Here is a 22141-nt window from a genome sequence, read left to right as displayed (position 1 = left end):
CGGTTACCGATACCTCAACGGTAAATTCACCTTCACTTAGCTCATTGGGTACATCCACACTAAAGGTACCATCGGCTTGCACTTCGGTAGTAATGGTTTGCAGGTTACCCGCTTCATCCGTCACGGTAATCGTAACAACTGTGCCCTCTGGCTCGCCCGTTGCAGAGCCTGAAATAGTGGGTGTGGTGTCGTTTGTATCACCCACCGGATCTATTATTACTGTAGGCGCTGCGGTATCAACCTCACCTGTGGTGGTGGCTGTAGTTTCATTACCCGCGTTATCGGTTACCGATACCTCAACGGTAAATTCACCTTCACTTAGCTCATTCGGTACATCCACACTAAAGGTGCCATCGGCTTGCACTTCGGTAGTAATGGTTTGTGGGTTACCCGCTTCATCCGTCACGGTGATCGTAACAACTGTGCCATCAGGCTCGCCCGTGGCAGACCCTGAAATAGTGGGTGTGGTGTCGTTTGTATCACCCACCGGATCTATTATTACTGTAGGCGCTGCGGTATCTATAACGCCTGTAGTTGTGGCTGAGGCTTCATTTCCAGCTGCATCAGTGGCTGTGGCCGTGATTGTAAACTCCCCCTCAGCAATTGCAGTCGTTGCACCTACTTGCCAAGAACCATCTTCTGCGACAACTGCCGTTAAGGTTTGCGAGTCACCATTAAAGTCTGTTACTGATACAGTGATCAAGCTACCTGGCTCTACATCAGTTGTGGTACCACTAAATACAGGTGTTGAATCGTTAGAGTCAGTAAAGTCATTTACACTAATAGTTGGTGCGGTTAAATCTATAGAGCCAGTTTGTGAGTCTTGCGCGCTATTACCAGCACTATCACTTACATTTGCCACCACACTAAACTCACCCTCAGCTAATGCCTGTGGGACATCTATACTCCATGTGCCATCACCATTTATAGCAGTGACAAATTGTTGCTCAGCGCCAGCATTATCAGTCACAATCACTGTAACCACACTACCTGCAGCTAAACCTTGAGTAGAGCCGCTTATAGTAGGCGTTGTATCGTTTGTATCACCAATATTATCTATAGTTACGGTAGGTGCGGTTAAATCTATGGTGCCAGTAACCGTTGCAGTACTGCTATTACCTGCTTCGTCACTTACACTTGCAGTAACTGTAAAGTCACCTTCGCTAAGCTCATTAAGTATATCGGCGCTATAGCTTCCATCGGCATTTGTAACCGCTGTAATAGTTTGTTGATTACCGTCACTATCGGTTATTAATAAGGTAACCTCAGTACCTTGGGGTACATCTACTACGCTACCTGTCACACTCGGTGTTGTATCGTTTGTATCTGTAATTGGGTTAATAGTAATCGCAGGATCAGTTAAATCTATTTCCCCTACTTCAGTAGCAGAGGCAGTATTGCCAGCAGCATCGGTTACTGTTGCAACCACCGTAAATTGCCCCTCTACCAACTCCTCGGTTGCTTCGATTGACCACGAACCATCAGCATTTGTGGTTACTTGCACAGTTTCTGTTGCGCCATCGCTGCCTGTAAAGGTAACAGTAACAACCGCACCTGCGTCAACATCTTGCGTAGTACCACTAATTGTTGGAGTGGTATCGTTAGTATCAATAATAAAATTAATACTTATGGTTAAATCTACATTACCGACCGTACTTGCTTGTGCCTCATTACCCGCATCGTCTATAACGGCTGCAACTACGGTAAAATCCCCTTCAGGCAGAGGCTCTGTAACTTGAGCGCTCCAAGAACCATCTTCTTGAGTGACCGCTAAAAGATTAAAAGTACTGCCATCACTTGCGGTAATCGTTAGGGTTATAGTGGTACCAGCAGGCACGTTACCGGTATTACCACTTAAAAATGGCGTGGTATCATTTGTATCTGCAATAGAGTCAATTTGAATAGAAATAGGGGCAAATGTAACTTCACCACTTGTTTGCGCGGATGCTTCGTTACCCGCAGGGTCACTCACTGTCGCGGTAACACTAAACTCGCCGCCAGGAATAGCGTTGGGCGATTCAACACTCCACGTGCCATCAGCCTCAAGTGTCGTTGTTAAGGTTTGTATATTACCGTCGCTATCGGTTACTAAAACAGTAATTACAGAGCCCTCTGGTGCCCCTTCAACACGGCCTACAAAAGTAGGGGTTGTGTCATTAGTGTCTGCAATGGCCGTAACCGTTATCTCAGGGCTAGTTAAATCAACTAACCCTTGCTCTACAGCTTGTGCTTCATTACCTGCAGTGTCGGTCACGGTTGCATTAACTTCAAACTCACCTTGTGCTAAAGGGGTAGAAACACTTACAGACCAGCTGCCATCATCATTTGTTTGCGTTAACAGCGTTTGAACTTGCCCATTAATATCAGTAATAACCACGGTAATTACCGAGCCTGCTGGCACATCTTGCGCAGAGCCAGTAATAATTGGGGTTGTATCTTGCGTATCGGCAATCGCATTAATTTCTACAATTGGCGCCGTTAAGTCAATAACTCCAACATCACTTGCAAGTGCTTGGTTGCCTACGCTATCACTCACCTGCGCATCAACAGTAAAGTCACCTTCTGGTAGTGCCACACCCACATCAACAGCCCAACTACCATCTTCACCGGTAATGGCTGTTAAAAGCTGCACTTCGCCTGCACTGTCGGTTACTGTGATTGTTACTTCAGTACCTTGTGGCACACCGGTTGTAGTACCAGTTAATGGTGGCGTAGCATTATTAGTTTCACCCGCTACTGTAACTGTAATTTCTGGAGCGGTTAAATCAATACTCGCAACAGCTTGGTCAATTGCTTGGTTACCAGCGGCATCAACTGCTATTGCGTTAACATTAAACTCCCCTTCTGCTAAAGGCGATGTAGTGGTAATACTCCAATTACCTTGTGCATCAACTTGTGTAACAATTGTTTGTTGTGTGCCTGTACTATCGGTAAGAGTTACAGAGACGTTGTCGCCAGTATTCAAACCCGCTACCGAACCCGTAACCGTTACTGTCTGAGATGCAGAGTCTGCAACTGGGTCAATATTAATCACAGGCGCTGTGGTGTCTATTTCAATAGAAATAGCATCGTTAAACGCATTACCATCTGGGTCGGTGGCTTCTACAACTACGCTCACGGGTCCATCGGCTATCGGGTTAGGTAGTGTAATTTCAAACGTGCCATCTGGGCCAATAACCGCGCTTACTACTTGAGAGTTACCATTTTCATCTGTCACAGTAATATTTACTGTTTCACCCACTAAGTTTTCACTTGTACCACTAATTGTTGGTTGAGATGAATTAGTTAAACCTACTTCATTTAATGATATAGACGCAGTGCCATCATCAGGAACTACCCCATCAGAGGTGTCGCGAATATTTAGCGCCTCTGTAGAATCAGGATCAAAGCTTGAATCAAATGCAACGCTATTAGGGTTAACCCCCTCCGCAATACGTGTAAGCTGAACAAATGAGCTTCCTCCACCAGAGCCCGCACCACCAGCACCACCTGCGGCTGTTGCTTCTAAATTATCTAAAATATCACCATCGCCCTCTAAGGCATCTAAAAAGTCAGTAACATCAGAATTAGCCGCCGTTTGGCCATCGTTATTATCAGTTTGTTCTAAGCTGGCAATGGCCGCATCTAGGCTTTCGTCAAACACTGTGGTTTCGCTGCTATCGCGGGTTTCTTGTGCTAATAAATCAGGGGTGATCTTTACGTTTTGATTAGCAGGAATCGACAGTGTTTCTCCTTGCACATCAATTGTTAGCGATGAATTATCGGCGGTAACCACTAAATCGCCCACAGTAATAGTATCGCCCACTTCAAGTGGCTTAATTGTGCCATCTTCTAAAACAACACCAGCAGACCCTTTTAAGTCTATTACTAATAATTGATTAGATTCCATTTTACTTACCTCAAACATAATAATTAAAAACTATTAATTAAAATGTAGAACAGCAAAACGCATTAGATACTGTACTCAAGTACAGTTTTTAAAAAAACATTAAAAATAAAAAAGTGGTAGATAATAAATTTTATGCTAGCCAAAACGATTATTTGCGAAATATGCATTTATTGACTAAACCATAGGGTAGGTATTGATAGCCCAAGTAACCCTAAGAGGAAGAAATGATTACAAAAAATACTTTACTAAAGCAAAAAGGAAAGCTGCTTATAGGTTTAACGCTAAGTGCGCTTGGCGCAACTAACGTGGTAAAAGCCGATGACAGTTCTGTGGCACCGCTTACATACGTCACCAGTAAAGCAATTGAAAATAATCCAGAGGTACAACAAGCATGGCATACATTTAAATCCTCAATTTATGGCGTAGATGCAGCCCGCTCAGGCTACTTACCTAGCGTTGATGTATCTGCCAGCGCAGGTTATGAGCGCCGAAACTACGGTATTGAAGACGAATACAACCGCAACACTGCAGAGCTTAGTGTTACTCAAATGCTTTACGACGGGTTTAGAACATCTAACACCGTTGAAAGGTTTGAGCGTATTCAGCTCATTCGGTATTTTGAATTACTCTCACAAACAGAGCAAACTGCATTAGATGCATCTATTGCATTTTTAGATGTGCAAAAATTTAAAGAACTTGTGACACTCGCTGAAGAAAACCTGCAAGAACACGAGTCTGTATACCAACAAATTGAACAAAGTGTAGGAGCCGGTGTTGCCCGAGCAGCAGATCTAGAGCAAATTAGCGGGCGCTTATCGCTAGCGCAATCTAATGTGCTAACCGAGTACGCTAACCTGCACGATGTAACCGCGCGTTATTTAAGAGTTGTTGGCGAGCTACCCGTTAATGATATAAAACAAGCCAAATTAGATGAGCAAAACGTGCCCATTTCTATTAATCAAGCGCTTGATATAGCCTATAAAAACAGCCCTGCTTTTTACGCATCGCTTTATAATATAGAGGCGCAAGAAGCCAATGCACAGGCACAAAAGGCAGCGTTTCATCCAAACGTAGATTTATCTGCCCGTTACGGCACACAAGACAGAGACGAGCTAGGTTTAAACGAAACAAGAACCGAAGCACGGGTAGGTATAGACATAACCTATAACCTGTACAACGGGGGCCTAGATAGCGCCAACCTTGAACAAGCATACCAAGATGTAAATATTGCCAAGTATCAACGCGATCAAGCTTGTGTTGATATTCGTCAAAGCCTACAAATTGCCTATCATAATGTGAACAATATAGAGCAAAAGCTACCTACGCTTGAAAGCTATAAAAACTCGTCAAACAGAGTAAAAATAGCCTACCGAGACCAATTTGATATTGGCCAACGCACCTTGCTTGATGTACTTGACGCTGAAAACGAAGCATTTCAATCTAACCGCTCGTACATTGTTGCTCAATACGATAGACAAACAGCCATTTTAACTATGCTTAACGAAATGGGTAAACTATTGCCAGCTCTAAATGTTATGTCTGACAAGTACCCAACATTAACAGAGTTAACAGATGACCCAATCGTGCATAACGCACAAAATATATGCCCAAGTTACGATGTAGCTGCCACCTTTAAGCGCAAAGCTTTTTTACAAAAAAAAGCCAAGCAAGATAACGCCTACATGAGCGTTACAGCAATGCCTAGGTATTTAGAAATGCCACCAGAGACCCCTAGCGCATCGAGTTTTGCAGATGACGATAACGACGGCGTACCTAACGAGCAAGACACCTGCCCAAGCACCCCAGCGGGAACAAATGTAGACCTGTCTGGGTGTACTTTGTATGACCAAGCGACCGACTCAGTTGAAATAGGCATTCCCTTTTCAGCCGACTCAAGCCAAGTGCGCCCAGAGTACTTGCAAGAGGTAGAAAAGCTCGCGGAGTTTTTAAAAAATAACCCTGACAAAAAGGTAGAGATCCAAGGTCACGCCTCATTAGATGGCGATAGAACATACAACCGCAAACTTTCAGAGCAACGCGCCTTTGCCGTAGCACAATTACTTATTGAGCAATTTGGTATAGCACCAAATCGTGTTCAATCATTTGGTTATGGTATTGATCAGCCACGCGTTAATGAAATTTCGGTACGTGCTAATGCGGCAAACCGCCGTATTGAGGCGGTTATTACCGATAGTTAAGAGGTGCTTAAAACAAATAAATTTAGAATGTTTTACATAACATTGGATGGTATATGGAATTAAATGATGTACTTGATCATGGCGGCGCACTGGTAAATTGCCTTGCAGTATTGTGCCGCTTTCATGATAAAGATTTTTCAAGGGAGGCCTTATTAAATGGCCTCCCACTAACAGATGGAAACTTAACGCCCTCAGGATTTGCACGTGCTGCAAAACGTGTGGGCTTTAAATCAAAAGTTGTAAATAAGCCTCTTAATCAAATTAATACTGCTTTATTACCCGCTATTATTATTTTAAATAATAACCAAGCGTGCGTGGTAACCGCTATTGATAACCAAAAACAAACAGCGCAAGTTACTTACCCCGAGCTAACCGAGTCTGTTGTAGAAGAAGACCTAGAACAGTTAATTGAAAAATCAACAGGTTTAATTATTTATGCTCATCCAGAGTTTATGTTTGATGAGCGCTCCCCGGTGCTTGAAAAGCTCTCTAAAGACGGCTGGTTTTGGGGCGTAATAAAAGAATGCCGCGCACTATACAAAGACGTCATAATCTCCGCCATTGCATTAGGCGTTTTGTCTGTTGCCATGCCTTTATTTGTAATGAATGTATATGACCGCGTAGTTCCTAACCATGCAACAGAAACCCTCTGGGTTTTAGCCATCGGTATTTTAATAGCCCTGACCGCCGACTTTGTACTGCGCTTAGTACGCAGCTACTTTGTAGAGCTTGCGGCAAGTCGTATAGATGTAAAAGTGTCTGCGGTTATTATGGAGCGCGTACTTGGTATGAAGCTTAAAAATAGGCCCTCATCAGCGGGGTCATTTGCGAGTAACATACAATCGTTTGAAGCCGTACGTAACTTTTTTAGCTCAATAACCTTGGTCGCGCTGGTTGATTTACCCTTTGTTGCTATATACCTAATTGTTATTGCAATAATAGGTGTACCGCTAAGCCTACCCATTATCGCAGGTGCCCTAATACTTTTAAGTTATGGCATAGCAGCCCACAGAAAACTTGAAGCGCTGTCAGAGCAAACCATGAAAGCAAGCTCAATGCGCAACTCCATACTTGTAGAAAGCTTAACCAACATTGAAGATGTAAAAAGTTTTCACAGCGAGTGCAAAACCCAATCAGCATGGGAAAAATCAACTATTTATATTGCTCAGGTTAATGCGCAAAGTCGCTTAATCTCAAGTTCAATCTCTAATAGTGCAGCGTGGATACAACAATGTGTTGGCGTGATCATTATGATCATCGGTGTTCATTTAGTTATTGAAGGCGAGCTCACGCAAGGGGGATTAATAGCCGCTTACTTACTTTCATCACGTGCAATGGGGCCGCTTGGGCAATGCGCCGCCGTACTTGCGCAATATCATCATGCTGCTATTGCTATGCAATCGCTTAACGAAATAATGGAGAAAGACGTTGAGCGCCCGCCAAATAAACATTGGTTAAGCCACCCCGTATTAAACGGCGAAATAGAATTTAAAGACGTATGCTTTAAGTATGAAGACGACGCGGCCGATGCGCTTAGTAATATTAGCTTTAAAATAAAAGCGGGCGAAAAAGTGGCTATTTTGGGGCGCAATGGTTCGGGTAAAAGCACCCTCGAAAAACTTATTTTAGGCCTTTACGACCCAACCGCAGGCTCCGTAATGGTCGATAACAACAATATACAACAAATAGACCCCGCAGAACTTCGTCATAACATAGGGTACGTACCACAAAATATAGCGTTGTTTTTTGGTAGTTTAAAAGACAACCTCACTATTAGCGCATGGCATGCTAAAGATGAGCAAATTATTAGCGCATGCGAAAAAAGCCAGTTATTCGAGTTAATCAACTCTCACCCCGATGGGTTTGACCTACAAGTTGGTGAGCAAGGTCGCTTGCTATCTGGCGGCCAAAAACAAGTAATTGGTATAGCGCGTGCATTAATAAACGACCCTCCTATTATGCTGTTAGATGAGCCTACCTCATCGCTTGATCACAATAGTGAAAATAAAATTATTCAAAATTTAAAAACCGCCACCCAAGACAAAACCCTAATTGTAGTTACTCACCGCTCGTCTTTACTTTCGTTGGTTGATCGCATCATCGTGCTCGATAACGGAAAAATAGTTGCCGATGGGCCTAAACAAAAAGTAATTGCCGCACTGAATAACCAAACAGTGGAGCAAGCATCATGAGTGACAATAAAAAGCCACTAGAGCAGCGCTCTTTTGAATCGGTAAGTAAAGCAATAGAAGCACGTAAAAAAGGTAAGCCTTCAATCTTTAATCGCTTATTTAAAGGCTGGCTTTCGCCTCCTGAATCACAAGATTGGGTAGTCGATGCGCAGTGGGAAAAAATGCAGCAAGAGCCTGCCAGCGCACGTTTTTTGTTATACCTCATTTGCATTGCATTTATTTTGCTTACAATTTGGGCAGGCTTTGCGCCACTCGATGAGGTAGCCCGTGGTGAAGGACGCGTTATCCCATCAAATAAATTACAGTTAGTGCAATCTTATGATGGCGGTATGGTAGAAAAAATAAATATTCGAGAAGGGCAAATTGTTGAAGAAGGTGACGTATTAATAAAAATCGACCCTACTCGTTTTATTTCAAGCTTTAGAGAAAACCAATCTAAAGTGCAATCACTCACTGCAAAAGTAGCCAGATTACAAGCCCTTACCAGAAAAGAAGATCTCGTTTTTCCTGATGAGCTTGTTAAGCAAGTACCCGAGGCGGTCGCTCATGAGCGCTCAATATATTTAAGTAATCGCCAAGAATTAGAGCAGCAAGTGGCAATTCATAAACGCCAGCTAGAACAACGCAGACAAGATCACATTGAAGCAAAAGCCGCTTTGCAACAACACACTAGCGCTCTAAGGCTAAGTAATCGTGAGCTGCAAGTAACACGCCCACTGTTAAGAACCGGTGCTGTATCTGATATCGACATCATTAGGTTAGAGCGTGAAATAGTTGATTTAAACGGCGAAATAAACCGCACTAAAGCCGTTATTAACCGGAGTTTATCGGCTATCAACGAAGCTAAAAACAAAGTAACAGAAGTGGAACTTGCTATGATCAACCGCTGGAACAACGAGCTTTCGGAGGCATTGCTGCGTTTAGAGTCGATAAAAGAAACCGAATCAGGGCTTGCCGATAAAGTGGCCCAAACTGAGATCAAATCACCGGTTAAAGGCACGGTACAACGTTTATTGGTTAATACCGTAGGCGGCATTTTACAACCCGGCAGTGACGTTTTAGAAATAGTCCCTTTAGACGATCAACTTATTGTTGAGGCTAAAATACCGCCGAAAGATATTGCCTTTTTACGCCCTGGGCAGCCCGCCATGATTAAATTTAGCGCCTATGATTTTGCAGTATACGGCGGACTAGAAGCCGAGGTACTGCATATAAGTGCAGATACAATTACCGACGACAGAGAAAATACTTTTTATTTAGTGCAATTAAAAACCACTAAAAATAACTTTTCAGAAGAGTTGACTATAATTCCAGGAATGACCACACAAGTGGATATTATTACTGGTAAAAAAACCGTCTTGGAATATTTACTTAAACCCGTACTCAGAGCTACATCGCAAGCAATGACAGAACGCTAAACTGAATTTATTGGAGTAAATTAATGCGTCAAAGTATATTTATTACACAACCCGAACTTGAATCGAGCCACTGGCGAAGTGCGTTTGCAGGTTGTGTAATATGCACCAAAGAACCAAAACAAATTAATACATCAAGTATTATATGGGTTCTAGCGGGCACTTCGGGATGGCTTGAACTGGTAAAAAAATATGCCCACAAACGCTTGCCAGTTATTGTAATGACCACAAATCTAGAAATAGAGGAACTTAGAGCAGCCCTGCAAGCGGGCGCAAGAGGCTATGTAGAAGCACTTGCATCTAAAGTAATATTACAACAAGTACTTGAGACTATTTGCTCAGGCGGTCTGTGGTTACCTGGGCAATTGCTATCTAATATTGTTGGGGCACTAAGCCAGCAGCAAATAAATTACACCCAAGCCTGCGATATTCAAAGCTTAACTAAACGCGAACGCCAAGTTGTTGATATAGTTATAACAGGGGCAACCAATAAACAAGCCGCTGAGTCACTTAATATTACAGAGCGGACAATTAAAGAGCACATGAGCTCAATTTTCACTAAGTTAAAAGTGCGCGACCGTATACAACTTATGTTAGCCGTTAAAGGTAACTAGCTTAAGCTGGAATAATAAAACCTTCGCCAGTTATAGTTAAACTTACTAAACAACGGCTTATAGGTTAAATACTGAATTGCATTTACCTATTCGCCGCCATTATTAAACCACTCCCCTTTAATTAAAGAGTAGCTTTACGACTCTTTAATAACTCCATCAAAGCCAAGATTAACCAGTGTATCTATATCGTCTTGACTTGTTACGCCCTGCGCGACCACTTTAATACCAATAGAATGTGCTAATGTGCAAACACCGCGTAAGAAGGTTTGATTGTCTTGGCTGTAACTAATGTTATGCGCGTAAATGCTGTCTATTTTAAGCATTTCTAAGCCAAATTCTTGAATGTTCTTAATCTTAGTAAATTCAGGCCCCACACGTTTAAGTGCCACTTTAGCGCCCATACAACGCACCTGCTCACAAAACTCCTTAAATATATCTTTTTCGTTTACGACAATGTTTTCGCGTATATCAAAACATATATTTTTTGCCAAATCAGGAAAGGCTGACACATAGGTTAATACCGAGGCAAGCGCGGTATCATCCATTAATGTTTGCGCCGAAAGCTCTACAGCAATCAATTCATTTGGCGGCGCTTCACCGTACTGTTTAACAATTTGCTTGATTAAACTCCAATCCAAACGCGCTAATAGGTTTAAGCGATTAGCCCATTGATAGTAGTAGCTGGATTTATAATGTTGGCCGCCAAATTCTAAACTTAAACTAAGCTGATGCTGCAACAAGGTGTCGTTAAAACCCATAACCTCTAAACAATTTAACTGTATAGTTTTTTGCTCAAGTGCATCCTCAATAGCCTTTTGCCAGCCAGTTGAGTCATCAAAAATTTCACTCTTTTGTTTATTATCAATGACTTTTGCTTGCACCCCAGGTTTGTTACCTGCTGTTTTTAATAAACCATCTACACGGCGTAATAAATCAAATCGGGTGTCGTTTTTCTCAATGTAGGTACAACTGTGTACAATGGCCAAATCAATATTTTTGTATTCATCAACAATCGATTTATGCAATGCGGTTATTTGCTCGCTAAGCGCTTGAATATCATCAGTATCGCTAAACAACACAGTAAAGTCGGTATGTGATATACGCGCAATATAGTTTTCTGAAAAGTGCGCCTGATTCGACTCTAAAAACTGCGTTAACACCTGAGAAAAACGGCGTAAAAAGTTAACCATTTCTACACGGCTAATCGATTCACTTATTTTATCTAAATTAACCACCCTAAATAAAAACAAAGCACCATGGGCATGATCTTTCACTTTTTGTAAATGAGCCTCTAATGTGGCACTAAAATACTCTCGATTGGCAAGCCCTGTTAGCTCATCGTGCTGGGCTTTAAAACGCAGCTCCTCTAAGCGTTTATTATCTTCTTTTATAATGCGACTAAACCGTGTCGATAATAAATTCATCGACTGCACAAGGCGTGCAAACTCAAAGGTTTTTGGCACTTTTGACTTAATAAAACGCTTATCGCCAAAGGCGTTAGCTTGGTACACCACATCATCAAGTGGCGTTAAAATTCTACGTAATAAATACGCACTTATGGCACAAGCAAAAAAGGCCACCACTAAAAAGCTAAAAAACAGTTTAAGGGCGCTTTCCCACAATGCTTGCTCAGCATATTGGCTGTGGCTTTCAACAAATAAAGTGCCAAATTGCTGCCAACCGTTGTTAACCTGCCCTACACCTGGCTGTACATTAAGCCCATATACCGCTCTAAACCAAGCTGGTGCGGTATTTTCTAACGTGTCGGTAAATACGCGCTTTACAATAACCTCACCATTTGGGTCTTGCAGTTCTATACGTTTGTAGTGGCCGGTATCAAAAGTGGCCGACACTAACAGCTCAAGCTCTACAGGGTCTTTTTCAAGCTGACTAATCATCAGCGCTAAAGAGCTAGCATTATCAACATTTTTTAAATACAGCTGCGTAGAAAAATAGTTTCTAGCAGAGTTAGTACTTATTAACACGCTACTTATAAAGCCAACAAAAATCACCACCAGCAAAGTGATCCACAGCTCTTGCCTAAGAGTGATTTTTCTTTTTTTGAAAAACTTAAATAAGGAAAATGACGCCATTACCACATAACCCCTTCTTGTGATGTCTGCTCCAAAATTTTACGCCAACGCGATAGCCTTGCTGTCGGGCTGGCTACACTTTTAGTCGAGTTATTTGCCCATAAACCTTGGCTGTTAAAACTAAATACCGGGCTTAAATCAACGCGTTTTGCTGCAGGTAACACTTTTGTTATTAAACTATCTAAAATAAGCGGCTGAGCATTAGGCGTAGCAAAGTAGCCTAATACCATGTGTGCTTGTGTTTTGTTTGTACCAGCAAGCTTAGCTTTTACATATATAAGCCTAAGCTTGTCGTCGCTTACGCCTAAGGCGCGTAAACTAATGTATTTAGCAATGGCATAATCTTCACAATCACCTAAACCACGGCCAAGAGTTTCTAATGGCGTAGCCCAATAGTCGTTTTGCTTCCAAAGCTGTATATCGGTTTGGTATCGAAGATTGCGTGCAAAAAAGTCGTTAACAATTAAAATTTGTTGTTGTTCTGGTTTATTTTGGGTGCGCACCAGCATAGTTTGCCAATTACGCGCCACAGTGACTCGCGCAGGGCCATATTTTTGCCCCATTAATTCTATAAAGGTATTAAATTGAATAGTTAAACGGCTCGCAAACACGCCGCTTGAAAGTAAAAAAAATAGCAGTAAATAGCGCAAATTGCTTTTGCACCAAAAAAATAGCTTATTTGAGGAAAGAGTGAGCCTAAGTGTCATTCACAGCCCAAAAAAAGAAAAATTAAAAACATATACCAAACGCTACACTACTTGTTCAAATATTATTCGTAACAACAGCATAGCACTCAATATAAAAGGATGAGATATTTTGTATGTGTTTTTTTACTAGATTTAAATTTTAACTCGGTCATTTCAACTTTGCTTAATACATTAACTAACGTTTTGAATCATCGTTGTATTTAAAGCTGATTTATCAAACCCTAGATTTACAGAAAAACGCTCCAAACTCTCCCGTAAATAGCAAAGTTATGTATTGCTGTACGAGTATATTCCACGCGCACGCGCTTAACGCTAAAACCAGCTGCTAAAATAGCAGCTTAATATAGCTTTACTATTTAAAGTACTGGCCAGTTACTTAGTAGTAGGTCACTTTTTTAACTTCACGCGGCTTAATTTCACCTATGTATAAGTCGTGCACGCGCTTCATGTTTAGCTCAAGCTCGGTAACGTATACATCGTCAACTGAGTAAGTTTTAATAATTTGCGCACCTTTAATTATGCCCTGCACTTTACTTTCCATGTAATCGTTTTGAGCAATAGCTCCTGCTACAGACGTGCCCGCTGTAATTTTTTGGCCATAAACTTGCTCTGTCAGTTCACGGTACGCCTCAAGCTTAGAGGCCTTAATTGCCATTAATTGCTTTTGTGATTTATTAGCCCCTTGCTGCAAGCTAATAGGCGCATAACCAACCGCTTTAAGTATGGGATAATTATTTGGCTCTACATATTTGTACTCAACATGTTTATCAAACACGTTGCTGCAACCGGCAAGACCAAGGCCTGCTAAAGTAAGTAATATAATTGCACGCATTTATTTGCACCCTTTAAACTAATTGCGCAAATAAATGCAGGTTTAATGCCATGTGTTATAAAGTCCTCATATTGGTGCAGTCCTTGCTTAGCTAAAGCGTAATTAACTAATTTTATGTGGAGTACCAGTATGAACACGTTTTTATCATCACTATTTGCAGGTGTTACTAGCGCTGCATTATTAACGTTTTCTGCCAGTACTTACGCACAATGGTTTGAATCTACCGGCCATGCACAAATCCAAAATGGCGACATAAGCAGTGCTAAATCGGCCGCGATTAAAGATGCAATTACACAAGCATTAGTGTTTTCTGGCGCCCGGGTTAGCTCTGTACAAACCTTGGTAGATGGCGTGCTAACGCAAGATCAGCTAAAAATTAGTAGCCACGGCGAAATACAAAAAATAGAGCTGGTGAGCGAGCAACGCCAAAATCAACAATTTGCCATTACGCTTAGGCTTGATGTATTTGCCCAAACAGAGCAATGCCCACAAAGTAACTTTAATAAATTTGTTGCTGTAACCCAAAGCCAGCTTGTTCATCGTGAACATGCCTTAATGGGTCAAATATTTGACGTAAATAAAGCCATTAGTAAAAAGTTATTTAGCGCTTTGCAAAGCACAAAAATGAGCGCCCTGCCCGTTGCTTACTACAATAAAGCAATTAATGTAGACAATTACTTTAATCAGCAGCACGACTACTCAAATGCACAGCTAGAAGAGCTTTCAGCCAGAAGCAACGCGCAATATGTTTTATTAAGCCAAATAACCAATTTAGCGCCAAGCGATAAACTCAACAACGACTACGCCTTTTGGCAAGACGAAACCTACCAGCGCAGCTACGCTATTGAGTTTATGTTGTTTGATGGCACCACGTACGAACAATTATGGCAAAACAGCTATCATACCCAAGCTGTATGGCCATTTGAAAAAACAGCCATAGTTGATGTAAATAGTGATAGGTTTTGGCAATCACCTTTTGGGCAAAGTATTAGCGATATAAATCAAACGGTCAGTTACGATATACAAGCGGCTATGGCGTGTTTTCCTACTAAAGGAAAAATAATGTACATGGAAAACAATAAATTGGTGATAAACCTAGGCAAAGATCATGGCCTTAAAAAAGGCCAACTATTAAGCATTGCGCACCATAACTACTTAACCGATGCACAAGGCAATACTATGCCGCATACCATTACCACGCTTAACACCATTGTGGTTGAGCAACTTTATAAACAAAGCGCAATTGCTGTAAGCCTTAACGACAAGCCTTTGCCTGGGGTACAAATAAACGATGTGGTAGAGGTTGTAAGCCAAGAACGCTAAATAAGCGCCCGCTTTAAATTTGGGTGCTCTGCCAACCACTGGGCTAATTGCTCAACGCCCGCCAAACGCGGGTAGTGTTTTCTGCAAGCAAATACCACATTACGTTGCTGATTAGGAAAAATAGCTAAATAATCAATGCCTACACGCTGTGTACACGCAAGCTTGGGCACAAATGTCACCCCGTCATCTATTGCCACCAGCGCCAATAAAGTTTCTAAACTATTGCCCTGATATTGGTTTGACACATCCACTCCCGCAGCAAAACAAAACTTTTGGGCTTGATCTTTAAAGCAATGACCATCACTTAACATTAATAGGCTACAACTTTGTAAATCGCTTAGCGCTACTTTTTTACGCTTAGATAACGGGTTATCGGTTGAAACAGCAACCATAAAGTCTTCTTTGTACACATTAACCGTATGGTAGTTTTTAAGCTCGGGAACATCGGCCAAAATTGCAAAGTCGAGCTCGCCGTTATCAAGCGCCTCTAGCATAGTCGCTGTTTGCATTTCTATAAACGAAAAGTGGCTATCGCTAAACGCCGCTTTCATAGAGGTCAGTAAAGCGCTGAGTAAATACGGCGCAATAGTAGGAATAATACCAATTCTTAGCTTACCTTGTAGCGGCCCGTTCGAAGTAGCCGCCAGCTCTTTTAAGATTTCTGTTTGCTCTAAAATAACGTTTATTTGTGTCAACAAACGTTCACCTTGCGCTGTTAATGTAACTTGCTTAGTTGAGCGGTCAAATAAAACAACATTAAGCTCTTGCTCAAGCTTTTTTACTTGCCCACTTAGTGTAGGCTGGCTAACAAAACAGGCATCGGCCGCTTTGCGAAAATGCTTGTGGTGCGCTATTGCTTTTACATACTCTAAATCTTTTAAGTTCAAATTCATCTCCACCTGATAGGCTATACCTATTAGTTTAATACAAACAAACGATTGGAACTATATTTAAATTCTCGCCATAATGGCTCCAACAAATCAAGAGGAACAAACTATGTTAAAGAATATTGAAGGTCAAACAATCCCAAACGTTACATTTGCAACACGTCAAAACGACGAATGGAAATCAGTAACCACAGACGAAATTTTTACAGGCAGAACCGTTGTTGTGTTTTCACTACCGGGCGCATTTACACCAACCTGTTCATCAACTCACTTACCACGCTACAACGAGTTAGCCGGTGTACTTAAGCAAAATGGCGTTGATGAAATTGTATGTGTATCAGTAAACGATACATTTGTAATGAACGCATGGGCAGAGCATCAAGAAGCGCAAAACATCACATTATTACCTGATGGCAACGGCGAATTCACTGACGGCATGGGCATGTTAGTAGATAAAAACGATTTAGGCTTTGGTAAGCGCAGCTGGAGATACTCTATGCTAGTTAAAGATGGCGTTATCGACAAAATGTTCATCGAACCAGATTTACCAGGCGACCCGTTTGAAGTTTCTGATGCAGACACAATGCTTGACTACATCAACCCAAAACAAACTAAGCCAGAGCCAGTAACCGTATTTACTAAGCCTGGTTGCCCTTTCTGTAAAAAAGCAAAAGAGCTACTAACAGAAAAAGGCTACGCATTTGAAGAAGTTGTTATGGGTGCAGGCGCTACATTAACAAGCCTTAAAGCAATTTCTGGCCGTGACACTGTTCCACAAATATTTATTGGTGGACAACACATTGGCGGCTCAGACGATTTAGAAAAATACTTTGCTTAATTAAGTAAAAAAATAGCAGGGGCGTACGCGCCCCTCTATATCAATCTCATCGCTCAGATTGAAAATAATAAAGGATACCACTATGAAAGAATTACAAACCGATGTTGTTGTTATAGGTGCAGGTACTGCAGGCTTAAGCGCATACCGTAACGCAAAACAATTCACCCCTAACGTTTTAATGATTGAATCAGGCCCGTACGGTACTACCTGTGCACGCGTTGGTTGTATGCCAAGTAAATTACTTATTGCCGCAGCCGAAGCCGCGCATTCAATTGAAATGGCACCTGCATTTGGTGTACATAGCTCAAAGCCAAGAATAGACGGCAAAGCAGTTATGGCACGTGTTAAAAGCGAACGAGACCGCTTTGCAGGATTCGTAGTAGAAGCCGTAGACGACATTCCTGATGAAGATAAAATTCGTGGCTACGCCAAGTTTTTAGACGCCAACCGCGTACAAATTGACGATGACATCATTATTACTGCTAAACGTTTTGTTATTGCCACGGGTTCACGCCCATCATACCCAGGCGTGTTTAATAACTTTGGTGACAAACTTATTATAAATGATGATGTATTTGACTGGGACGACCTACCAGAGTCAGTGGCTGTATTTGGCCCAGGCGTAATAGGCCTAGAAATTGGCCAAGCACTTAGTCGCTTAGGCGTAAACGTAAAATTATTTGGTGTTGGCGGCGCAATTGGCCCACTTACCGACCCAGTAATTAAAGACTATGCAAACACTGTTTTTGCTGAAGAATTTTTTGTAGATACCGACTCAAACGTATCTGACATGATGCAAGTTGGCGATAAAGCCCAGCTTACTTACACCGATAAAGACGGTGCTAAACACACCGAGCAATTTGACTACGTACTTGCAGCCACAGGCCGAGTACCCAATGTAGACAAGCTAGGTTTAGAGAATACCGGCATAGAGCTTGATGAGCGCGGTGTGCCACACGCCGACCCGCACACAATGCAATGTGGTAACTCAAATATATTTATAGCGGGCGATGCCAGCAATATGATCCCCCTGCTACACGAAGCATCTGATCAAGGCACCATTGCCGGTCAAAATGCTGGGCGCTTCCCCGATGTACGCATTGGCCTTCGCCGCGCAAAAATTGCCGCAGTGTTTAGCGACCCACAAATAGCAATGGTAGGCGACAGCTACAAACAAATTACAGACCGCCTAGGTGAATGTGGTTGCTTTGAAGTAGGCGAAGTGAGCTTTGAAAACCAAGGCCGCAGCCGAGTAATGCTTAAAAATAAAGGCCATATGCGCGTTTACGCAGAGCAAGGCACAGGCTTATTTTTAGGTGCAGAATTTATTGGCCCACAAGCCGAACACCTTGCTCATTTATTAGCATGGGCTGTGCAAAACAAAATGACCGTACCAGAAATGCTGGATATGCCATTTTACCACCCAGTAATTGAAGAAGGTTTACGCACTGCCCTACGCGATTTAAATGCCAGACTTAAATTTGGCCCAGATATTATTAACAGCTGTATGGAATGCGGACCAGGCGCTTAACTTTTATACAGTAATAAAACAAATACATACTTGCTAACAAAAAGCCAAAACAGTCGTTTTGGCTTTTTTAACGCTAATACCCATTGTATTAAATTATGAGGTATTGATAGCAACAGATAAACAGAGTAATAACAAAGGCCTAATTTCGATAAGCATTTGTTCTACTTAAAAATTTATAACGCCGTTTACGCTTTATTTAGTACGTTAGAGTGACTAAATTTTTAATTCGATTGCTATAACCTCTCAAAAATTATTTTAGCTGTTACACTTATTTGATTACTCAATCACAACAAGATGGAAAAGCTATGCCCAATAATAAATTTAGACTAGTCACCCGCAGCGATTTTGATGGCTTAGTATGTGCCGTACTGCTCAAAGACTTAGACCTAATTGATGACATTTTATTTGTACACCCAAAAGACATGCAAGATGGCAAAATAGACATAACTGCAAACGACATTACCACTAATCTACCCTACGTTGCTGGCTGTCACATTGCATTTGACCATCACTTAAGCGAAACCGTACGTAACGCAAGCGATATTAAAAACCACGTAATTGACCCTAAAGCCCCTTCTGCTGCACGCGTTGTTTATGATTATTATGGCGGCGCAGAAAAATTTCCAAACATCAGCACAGACATGATGGAAGCCGTAGATAAAGGCGATGCAGCGCAGTTCTCAAAAGACGAAATACTCAACCCAACAGACTGGGTATTAATGAACTTTATTATGGATGCACGCACAGGCCTTGGCCGATTCCGCGAGTTTAAAATTTCAAACTACCAATTAATGATGAAGCTAATTGATGCCTGTAAAGATCAAAGCATTGAAGACATTTTAAAAATGGAAGACGTAGCCGAACGTGTTGCGCTTTATAACGAGCATAACGAAAAGGCCAAAGAGCAAATAGCACAATGCGCAACCGTGCATAAAAACCTCGTGGTGCTAGATTTAACTCAAGAGGAAACTATTTACGCCACCAACCGCTTTGTTATTTACGCCATGTACCCCGACTGCAATATATCAATTCACAAAATGTGGGGCCTTAAAAAACAAAACGTAGTATTTGCCATTGGTAAATCAATCACCAACCGAAGCTCAAACACCAATGTGGGCGAGTTATGTCTTAAATACGGCGGTGGCGGCCACTTAAATGCCGGCACCTGCCAAGTAGAAACCAGCAAAGCCGAAGCGGTGCTTGGTGAGCTGATTGATACGATTACGAGTGATGGTTGAGCTGTAAGCTGTAAGCTGTAAGCTGTAAGCTGTAAGCTGTAAGCTGTAAGCTGTAAGCTGTAAGCTGTAAGCTGTAAGCTGTAAGCTGTAAGCTGTAAGCTGTAAGCTGTAAGCTGTCAAAATTTTAAAGCGAGTAGATTTATATTTACTCGCTTTTTTATACGTAGTTATAATAATTACTGTTTTACTAACACTTCAACTCAGTAGTTATTGGCATCTTTGGTTTTTTAAGGGCGGCTTTGAGCGATATATAGTCATTCAGGTGAGTTATCATTAACTTAATGAGAGTCAGGGACACTTTCCTCTTTTTTACATGTTTATATAAGCTACATAAAGCATAATATTTATAGTTGGCAATAGCTTACGCTATTTGCTATTAATATAAGTACATAAAATAAGGACGTTTTGGCGCTTAAATAGGGAGAGCATCCTTCGATAAAGTTGTTATGACGGTTATTCAACTTTAAGGAAAATTAAATGGGTTTAGAGTCAGCATTTACAACGATTTTTGCAGCTATCGGCAGTTCAGCAGCTTTAGGTATTGTAGCGAAACTGTTCGCAAATACGATCGCTAAAGGCGTGATTAAGAAGTACGAGCTGGTCAACCAAACTAAACTTGAGACGCAAAAGGCTGAATATCAGAAAGAAATTGAAAGTCTCAAATCTCAACTTTCCCAACTTCAAAAAGAACATGAAGTGACATTTACAAGCCTCTATAAAAAGCGGGAAGACTGCATAACTGAGCTATATCGTTTAATGTTGGGTTGTCTGAGTTTAGCTGATAAAAAGCTGGAAGATTTCAGTATCAATTTAGAGACTGATTTTCGTGCATTAAATGATTACTTTGACCATCATCGATTGTATTTTCCAAAAGACATTGCTCTAGAAATAAATAATGTTATGAATCTAGGCTATAAATTAGTCCATGAAAAATCAGAACAAAAATACGAAGAGCAGCTACAAGTATTACGCATAGAGGTCTTTGATCAAATGGAAGATTTGTTCCGAGATATGTTGAAAGCAGAAAACCATAGATAATAGCGTCATAACAACGTGTTTAAGACGGATTCCCAACGCTCGGCATTTTCGGTTTTCTTCAGTCTAAGTATTTACGGCACAATGGTTTAAGTAGGGGGTCTGCATTGCTCACCACTTAACGCGGCGTTAGGCATCATATTTAGGAAGGCTACATTGTTTATATTTACTGTTATTATTTTTATTGGATCTTTAGGCTGGGTATTCTTTGAACCAGGTTGGGAGCCTTCATTATTTTCAATAGCTAGTTTTTCAGCAATGATATCCTTCAAAAACCATGTTAGAAAGTGTATCAAAAATAAAATCAATGCTTTTCGTTCAAAGAAAATTTTTATTGAAAATGGACTCATATCAGACACAGATGAAAAAATATTAGAAATAATTAGACCGTTATGTTTGGGAGAAAATGTTTTATTTAAATGTACTAATCTAGATGCATTAAGATTTAAAAAAGATTCGATGAATCAATCTGATAACGATGACGTAAGGTTTTATAAAAAATCGAAATCTGATAATTTAATCGCTAAATCTAAATTAGTTGAATCTGCAATTGTTATTATATCTGATTTGTATAAAAGCCATTTAATTTGTATTGAAATGTCTGATATTCCGCAAGTGATTAGGAACTTTGTTAAAATCACTTACCCTAACTCCAATGGGAAACCTAGCTTTTCTATTGATGGCGAAACAACTTCCTTTGATATTTATTCAAATTCTATTTCCGATGGAAAAATATTCTCATTTGTTGCAGATTTCCCTGACGATATTATTAAAAAAACTCTTGCCAAATTGAGCCTTAAGAATATAAATGAGCTAGCTATTCCTTATAACTATTCAGTTTTACAATTACCAGAAGAAGCATTTAATAAATACGTGTTACCCGCTCAGGTTTATTCTGTACTGAGTGTATATAAAGAATATAAAGAAGATTATAGTTTTTGGGTTTCATGTAATTGGGCTTTTGGCCCACATTAAAATGCCTAACAAGGTTACGACTGTCCGCAATTGGCACTCTCCAGCCACTCGGCAACATAAAATATTGATAATAATTGGTAAGGTATTTTACTGTGTCGGATGGCGCTTCGCTTATCCGACCTACGCAGGCACAAAAGAGTTACTAATATTGCATTAGGTTTTTGGTTGGTAGCCCCTGCAGGAATCGAACCTGCAACTGCCCCTTAGGAGGGGGCCGTTATATCCATTTAACTAAGAGGCCGCATCGAGCTTACAGCTTACAGCTTACAGCTTACAGCTTACAGCTTACAGCTTACAGCTTACAGCTTACAGCTTACAGCTTACAGCTTACAGCTTACAGCTTACAGCTTACAGCTTACAGCTTACAGCTTACA

15 protein-coding genes and 1 tRNA gene are annotated in these 22141 nt (G+C 41.1%); 10 read left to right on the top strand and 6 right to left on the bottom strand.

Translation table 11 applies throughout. The features are described from left to right. A partial coding sequence (locus PSH41_RS19895; RefSeq protein ID WP_273590045.1) for a beta strand repeat-containing protein occupies positions 1 to 3889 on the bottom strand: 3889 nt, incomplete at its 3' end. A 224-nt stretch (positions 3890 to 4113) separates the two neighbouring features. On the opposite strand from PSH41_RS19895, the gene PSH41_RS19890 reads away from it, so the two are divergent. Genes PSH41_RS19890 through PSH41_RS19875 form a run of 4 tightly spaced genes read left to right on the top strand, consistent with a single transcriptional unit; the run spans position 4114 to position 10308 of the window. Beyond that, positions 4114 to 6087: a TolC family outer membrane protein gene (locus PSH41_RS19890; protein ID WP_273590044.1), complete on the top strand. Its 1974-nt coding sequence runs from the start codon at positions 4114 to 4116 to the stop codon at positions 6085 to 6087. A gap of 53 nt (positions 6088 to 6140) precedes the next feature. Beyond that, entirely contained in the window at positions 6141 to 8279 is a 2139-nt protein-coding gene (locus PSH41_RS19885; protein ID WP_273590043.1) for a type I secretion system permease/ATPase, read from the top strand. Next, positions 8276 to 9697 carry an HlyD family type I secretion periplasmic adaptor subunit gene (locus PSH41_RS19880; RefSeq protein ID WP_055252885.1) on the top strand — a complete coding sequence of 474 codons (1422 nt, stop codon included), beginning with the start codon at positions 8276 to 8278 and terminating at the stop codon, positions 9695 to 9697. Before PSH41_RS19885 ends, PSH41_RS19880 begins: the two co-directional genes overlap by 4 nt. A 23-nt stretch (positions 9698 to 9720) precedes the next feature. Beyond that, the gene (locus PSH41_RS19875) at positions 9721 to 10308 is read left to right on the top strand and encodes a LuxR C-terminal-related transcriptional regulator (RefSeq protein WP_248531576.1); all 588 of its coding nucleotides are present in this window, start codon (positions 9721 to 9723) and stop codon (positions 10306 to 10308) included. Positions 10309 to 10442: 134 nt separating this feature from the next. Here the strand turns inward: PSH41_RS19875 and PSH41_RS19870 are convergent, their stop codons facing one another. From PSH41_RS19870 to PSH41_RS19860, 3 genes are all read right to left on the bottom strand, one after another. Then, on the bottom strand, positions 10443 to 12401 hold the full coding sequence (locus PSH41_RS19870) for a bifunctional diguanylate cyclase/phosphodiesterase (protein ID WP_029774508.1): 1959 nt from the start codon (positions 12399 to 12401) through the stop codon (positions 10443 to 10445). After that, a complete protein-coding gene (locus PSH41_RS19865; protein WP_374275124.1) occupies positions 12401 to 13108 on the bottom strand; it encodes a transglutaminase-like cysteine peptidase in 708 nt (235 codons plus the stop codon). The genes PSH41_RS19870 and PSH41_RS19865 overlap by 1 nt, the downstream gene beginning before the upstream one ends. Positions 13109 to 13484: 376 nt before the next feature. Beyond that, positions 13485 to 13940, bottom strand: a complete 456-nt coding sequence (locus PSH41_RS19860) for an LPP20 family lipoprotein (RefSeq protein ID WP_004589651.1) — start codon at positions 13938 to 13940, stop codon at positions 13485 to 13487. 129 nt (positions 13941 to 14069) lie between these two features. Here PSH41_RS19860 and PSH41_RS19855 point away from each other — a divergent pair, with 129 nt between their 5' ends. Continuing rightward, entirely contained in the window at positions 14070 to 15263 is a 1194-nt protein-coding gene (locus tag PSH41_RS19855) for a flagellar assembly protein FlgT (RefSeq protein WP_273590042.1), read from the top strand. Here PSH41_RS19855 and PSH41_RS19850 read toward each other — a convergent pair. After that, a complete protein-coding gene (locus tag PSH41_RS19850; RefSeq protein WP_186807306.1) occupies positions 15260 to 16150 on the bottom strand; it encodes a LysR substrate-binding domain-containing protein in 891 nt (296 codons plus the stop codon). The two genes, PSH41_RS19855 and PSH41_RS19850, sit on opposite strands and share 4 nt — an antisense overlap. 109 nt (positions 16151 to 16259) lie before the next feature. Here PSH41_RS19850 and PSH41_RS19845 point away from each other — a divergent pair, with 109 nt between their 5' ends. From PSH41_RS19845 to PSH41_RS19825, 5 genes are all read left to right on the top strand, one after another. After that, positions 16260 to 16988, top strand: coding sequence for a glutathione peroxidase (locus PSH41_RS19845; RefSeq protein WP_055252882.1), 729 nt, complete (start codon positions 16260 to 16262; stop codon positions 16986 to 16988). 82 nt (positions 16989 to 17070) lie between these two features. Then, positions 17071 to 18519, top strand: a complete 1449-nt coding sequence (locus PSH41_RS19840) for a dihydrolipoyl dehydrogenase (RefSeq protein WP_029774513.1) — start codon at positions 17071 to 17073, stop codon at positions 18517 to 18519. 305 nt (positions 18520 to 18824) lie between these two features. After that, positions 18825 to 19757, top strand: coding sequence for an exopolyphosphatase (locus PSH41_RS19835; RefSeq protein ID WP_024033066.1), 933 nt, complete (start codon positions 18825 to 18827; stop codon positions 19755 to 19757). Between the two features lie 477 nt (positions 19758 to 20234). Next, on the top strand, positions 20235 to 20795 hold the full coding sequence (locus PSH41_RS19830) for a hypothetical protein (RefSeq protein WP_273590041.1): 561 nt from the start codon (positions 20235 to 20237) through the stop codon (positions 20793 to 20795). Positions 20796 to 20948: 153 nt separating this feature from the next. Next, positions 20949 to 21767 (top strand): hypothetical protein, encoded by an 819-nt coding sequence (locus PSH41_RS19825; protein ID WP_273590040.1) that lies wholly within the window; start codon positions 20949 to 20951, stop codon positions 21765 to 21767. 166 nt (positions 21768 to 21933) lie between these two features. Here PSH41_RS19825 and PSH41_RS19820 read toward each other — a convergent pair. Further along, positions 21934 to 22008 (bottom strand) — tRNA-Arg (locus tag PSH41_RS19820). Positions 22009 to 22141 lie beyond the last annotated feature (133 nt).

The sequence above is a fragment of the Pseudoalteromonas sp. CST2 genome, assembly GCF_028599385.1.
Lineage (GTDB): Bacteria > Pseudomonadota > Gammaproteobacteria > Enterobacterales > Alteromonadaceae > Pseudoalteromonas > Pseudoalteromonas atlantica.
The sequence above is the reverse complement of the archived record's forward strand: the minus strand, read 5'-3'. Positions and strand labels throughout refer to the sequence as shown.

Excerpts from the sequence above, each read along its gene's own strand:
- PSH41_RS19870 (WP_029774508.1), bottom strand. The coding sequence starts at position 12,401 with ATGGCGTCATTTTCCTTATTTAAGTTTTTCAAAAAAAGAAAAATCACT.
- PSH41_RS19840 (WP_029774513.1), top strand. The coding sequence starts at position 17,071 with ATGAAAGAATTACAAACCGATGTTGTTGTTATAGGTGCAGGTACTGCA.
- PSH41_RS19890 (WP_273590044.1), top strand. The coding sequence starts at position 4,114 with ATGATTACAAAAAATACTTTACTAAAGCAAAAAGGAAAGCTGCTTATA.
- PSH41_RS19885 (WP_273590043.1), top strand. The coding sequence starts at position 6,141 with ATGGAATTAAATGATGTACTTGATCATGGCGGCGCACTGGTAAATTGC.
- PSH41_RS19845 (WP_055252882.1), top strand. The coding sequence starts at position 16,260 with ATGTTAAAGAATATTGAAGGTCAAACAATCCCAAACGTTACATTTGCA.
- PSH41_RS19855 (WP_273590042.1), top strand. The coding sequence starts at position 14,070 with ATGAACACGTTTTTATCATCACTATTTGCAGGTGTTACTAGCGCTGCA.
- PSH41_RS19835 (WP_024033066.1), top strand. The coding sequence starts at position 18,825 with ATGCCCAATAATAAATTTAGACTAGTCACCCGCAGCGATTTTGATGGC.
- PSH41_RS19880 (WP_055252885.1), top strand. The coding sequence starts at position 8,276 with ATGAGTGACAATAAAAAGCCACTAGAGCAGCGCTCTTTTGAATCGGTA.
- PSH41_RS19830 (WP_273590041.1), top strand. The coding sequence starts at position 20,235 with ATGGGTTTAGAGTCAGCATTTACAACGATTTTTGCAGCTATCGGCAGT.
- PSH41_RS19865 (WP_374275124.1), bottom strand. The coding sequence starts at position 13,108 with ATGACACTTAGGCTCACTCTTTCCTCAAATAAGCTATTTTTTTGGTGC.
- PSH41_RS19860 (WP_004589651.1), bottom strand. The coding sequence starts at position 13,940 with ATGCGTGCAATTATATTACTTACTTTAGCAGGCCTTGGTCTTGCCGGT.
- PSH41_RS19875 (WP_248531576.1), top strand. The coding sequence starts at position 9,721 with ATGCGTCAAAGTATATTTATTACACAACCCGAACTTGAATCGAGCCAC.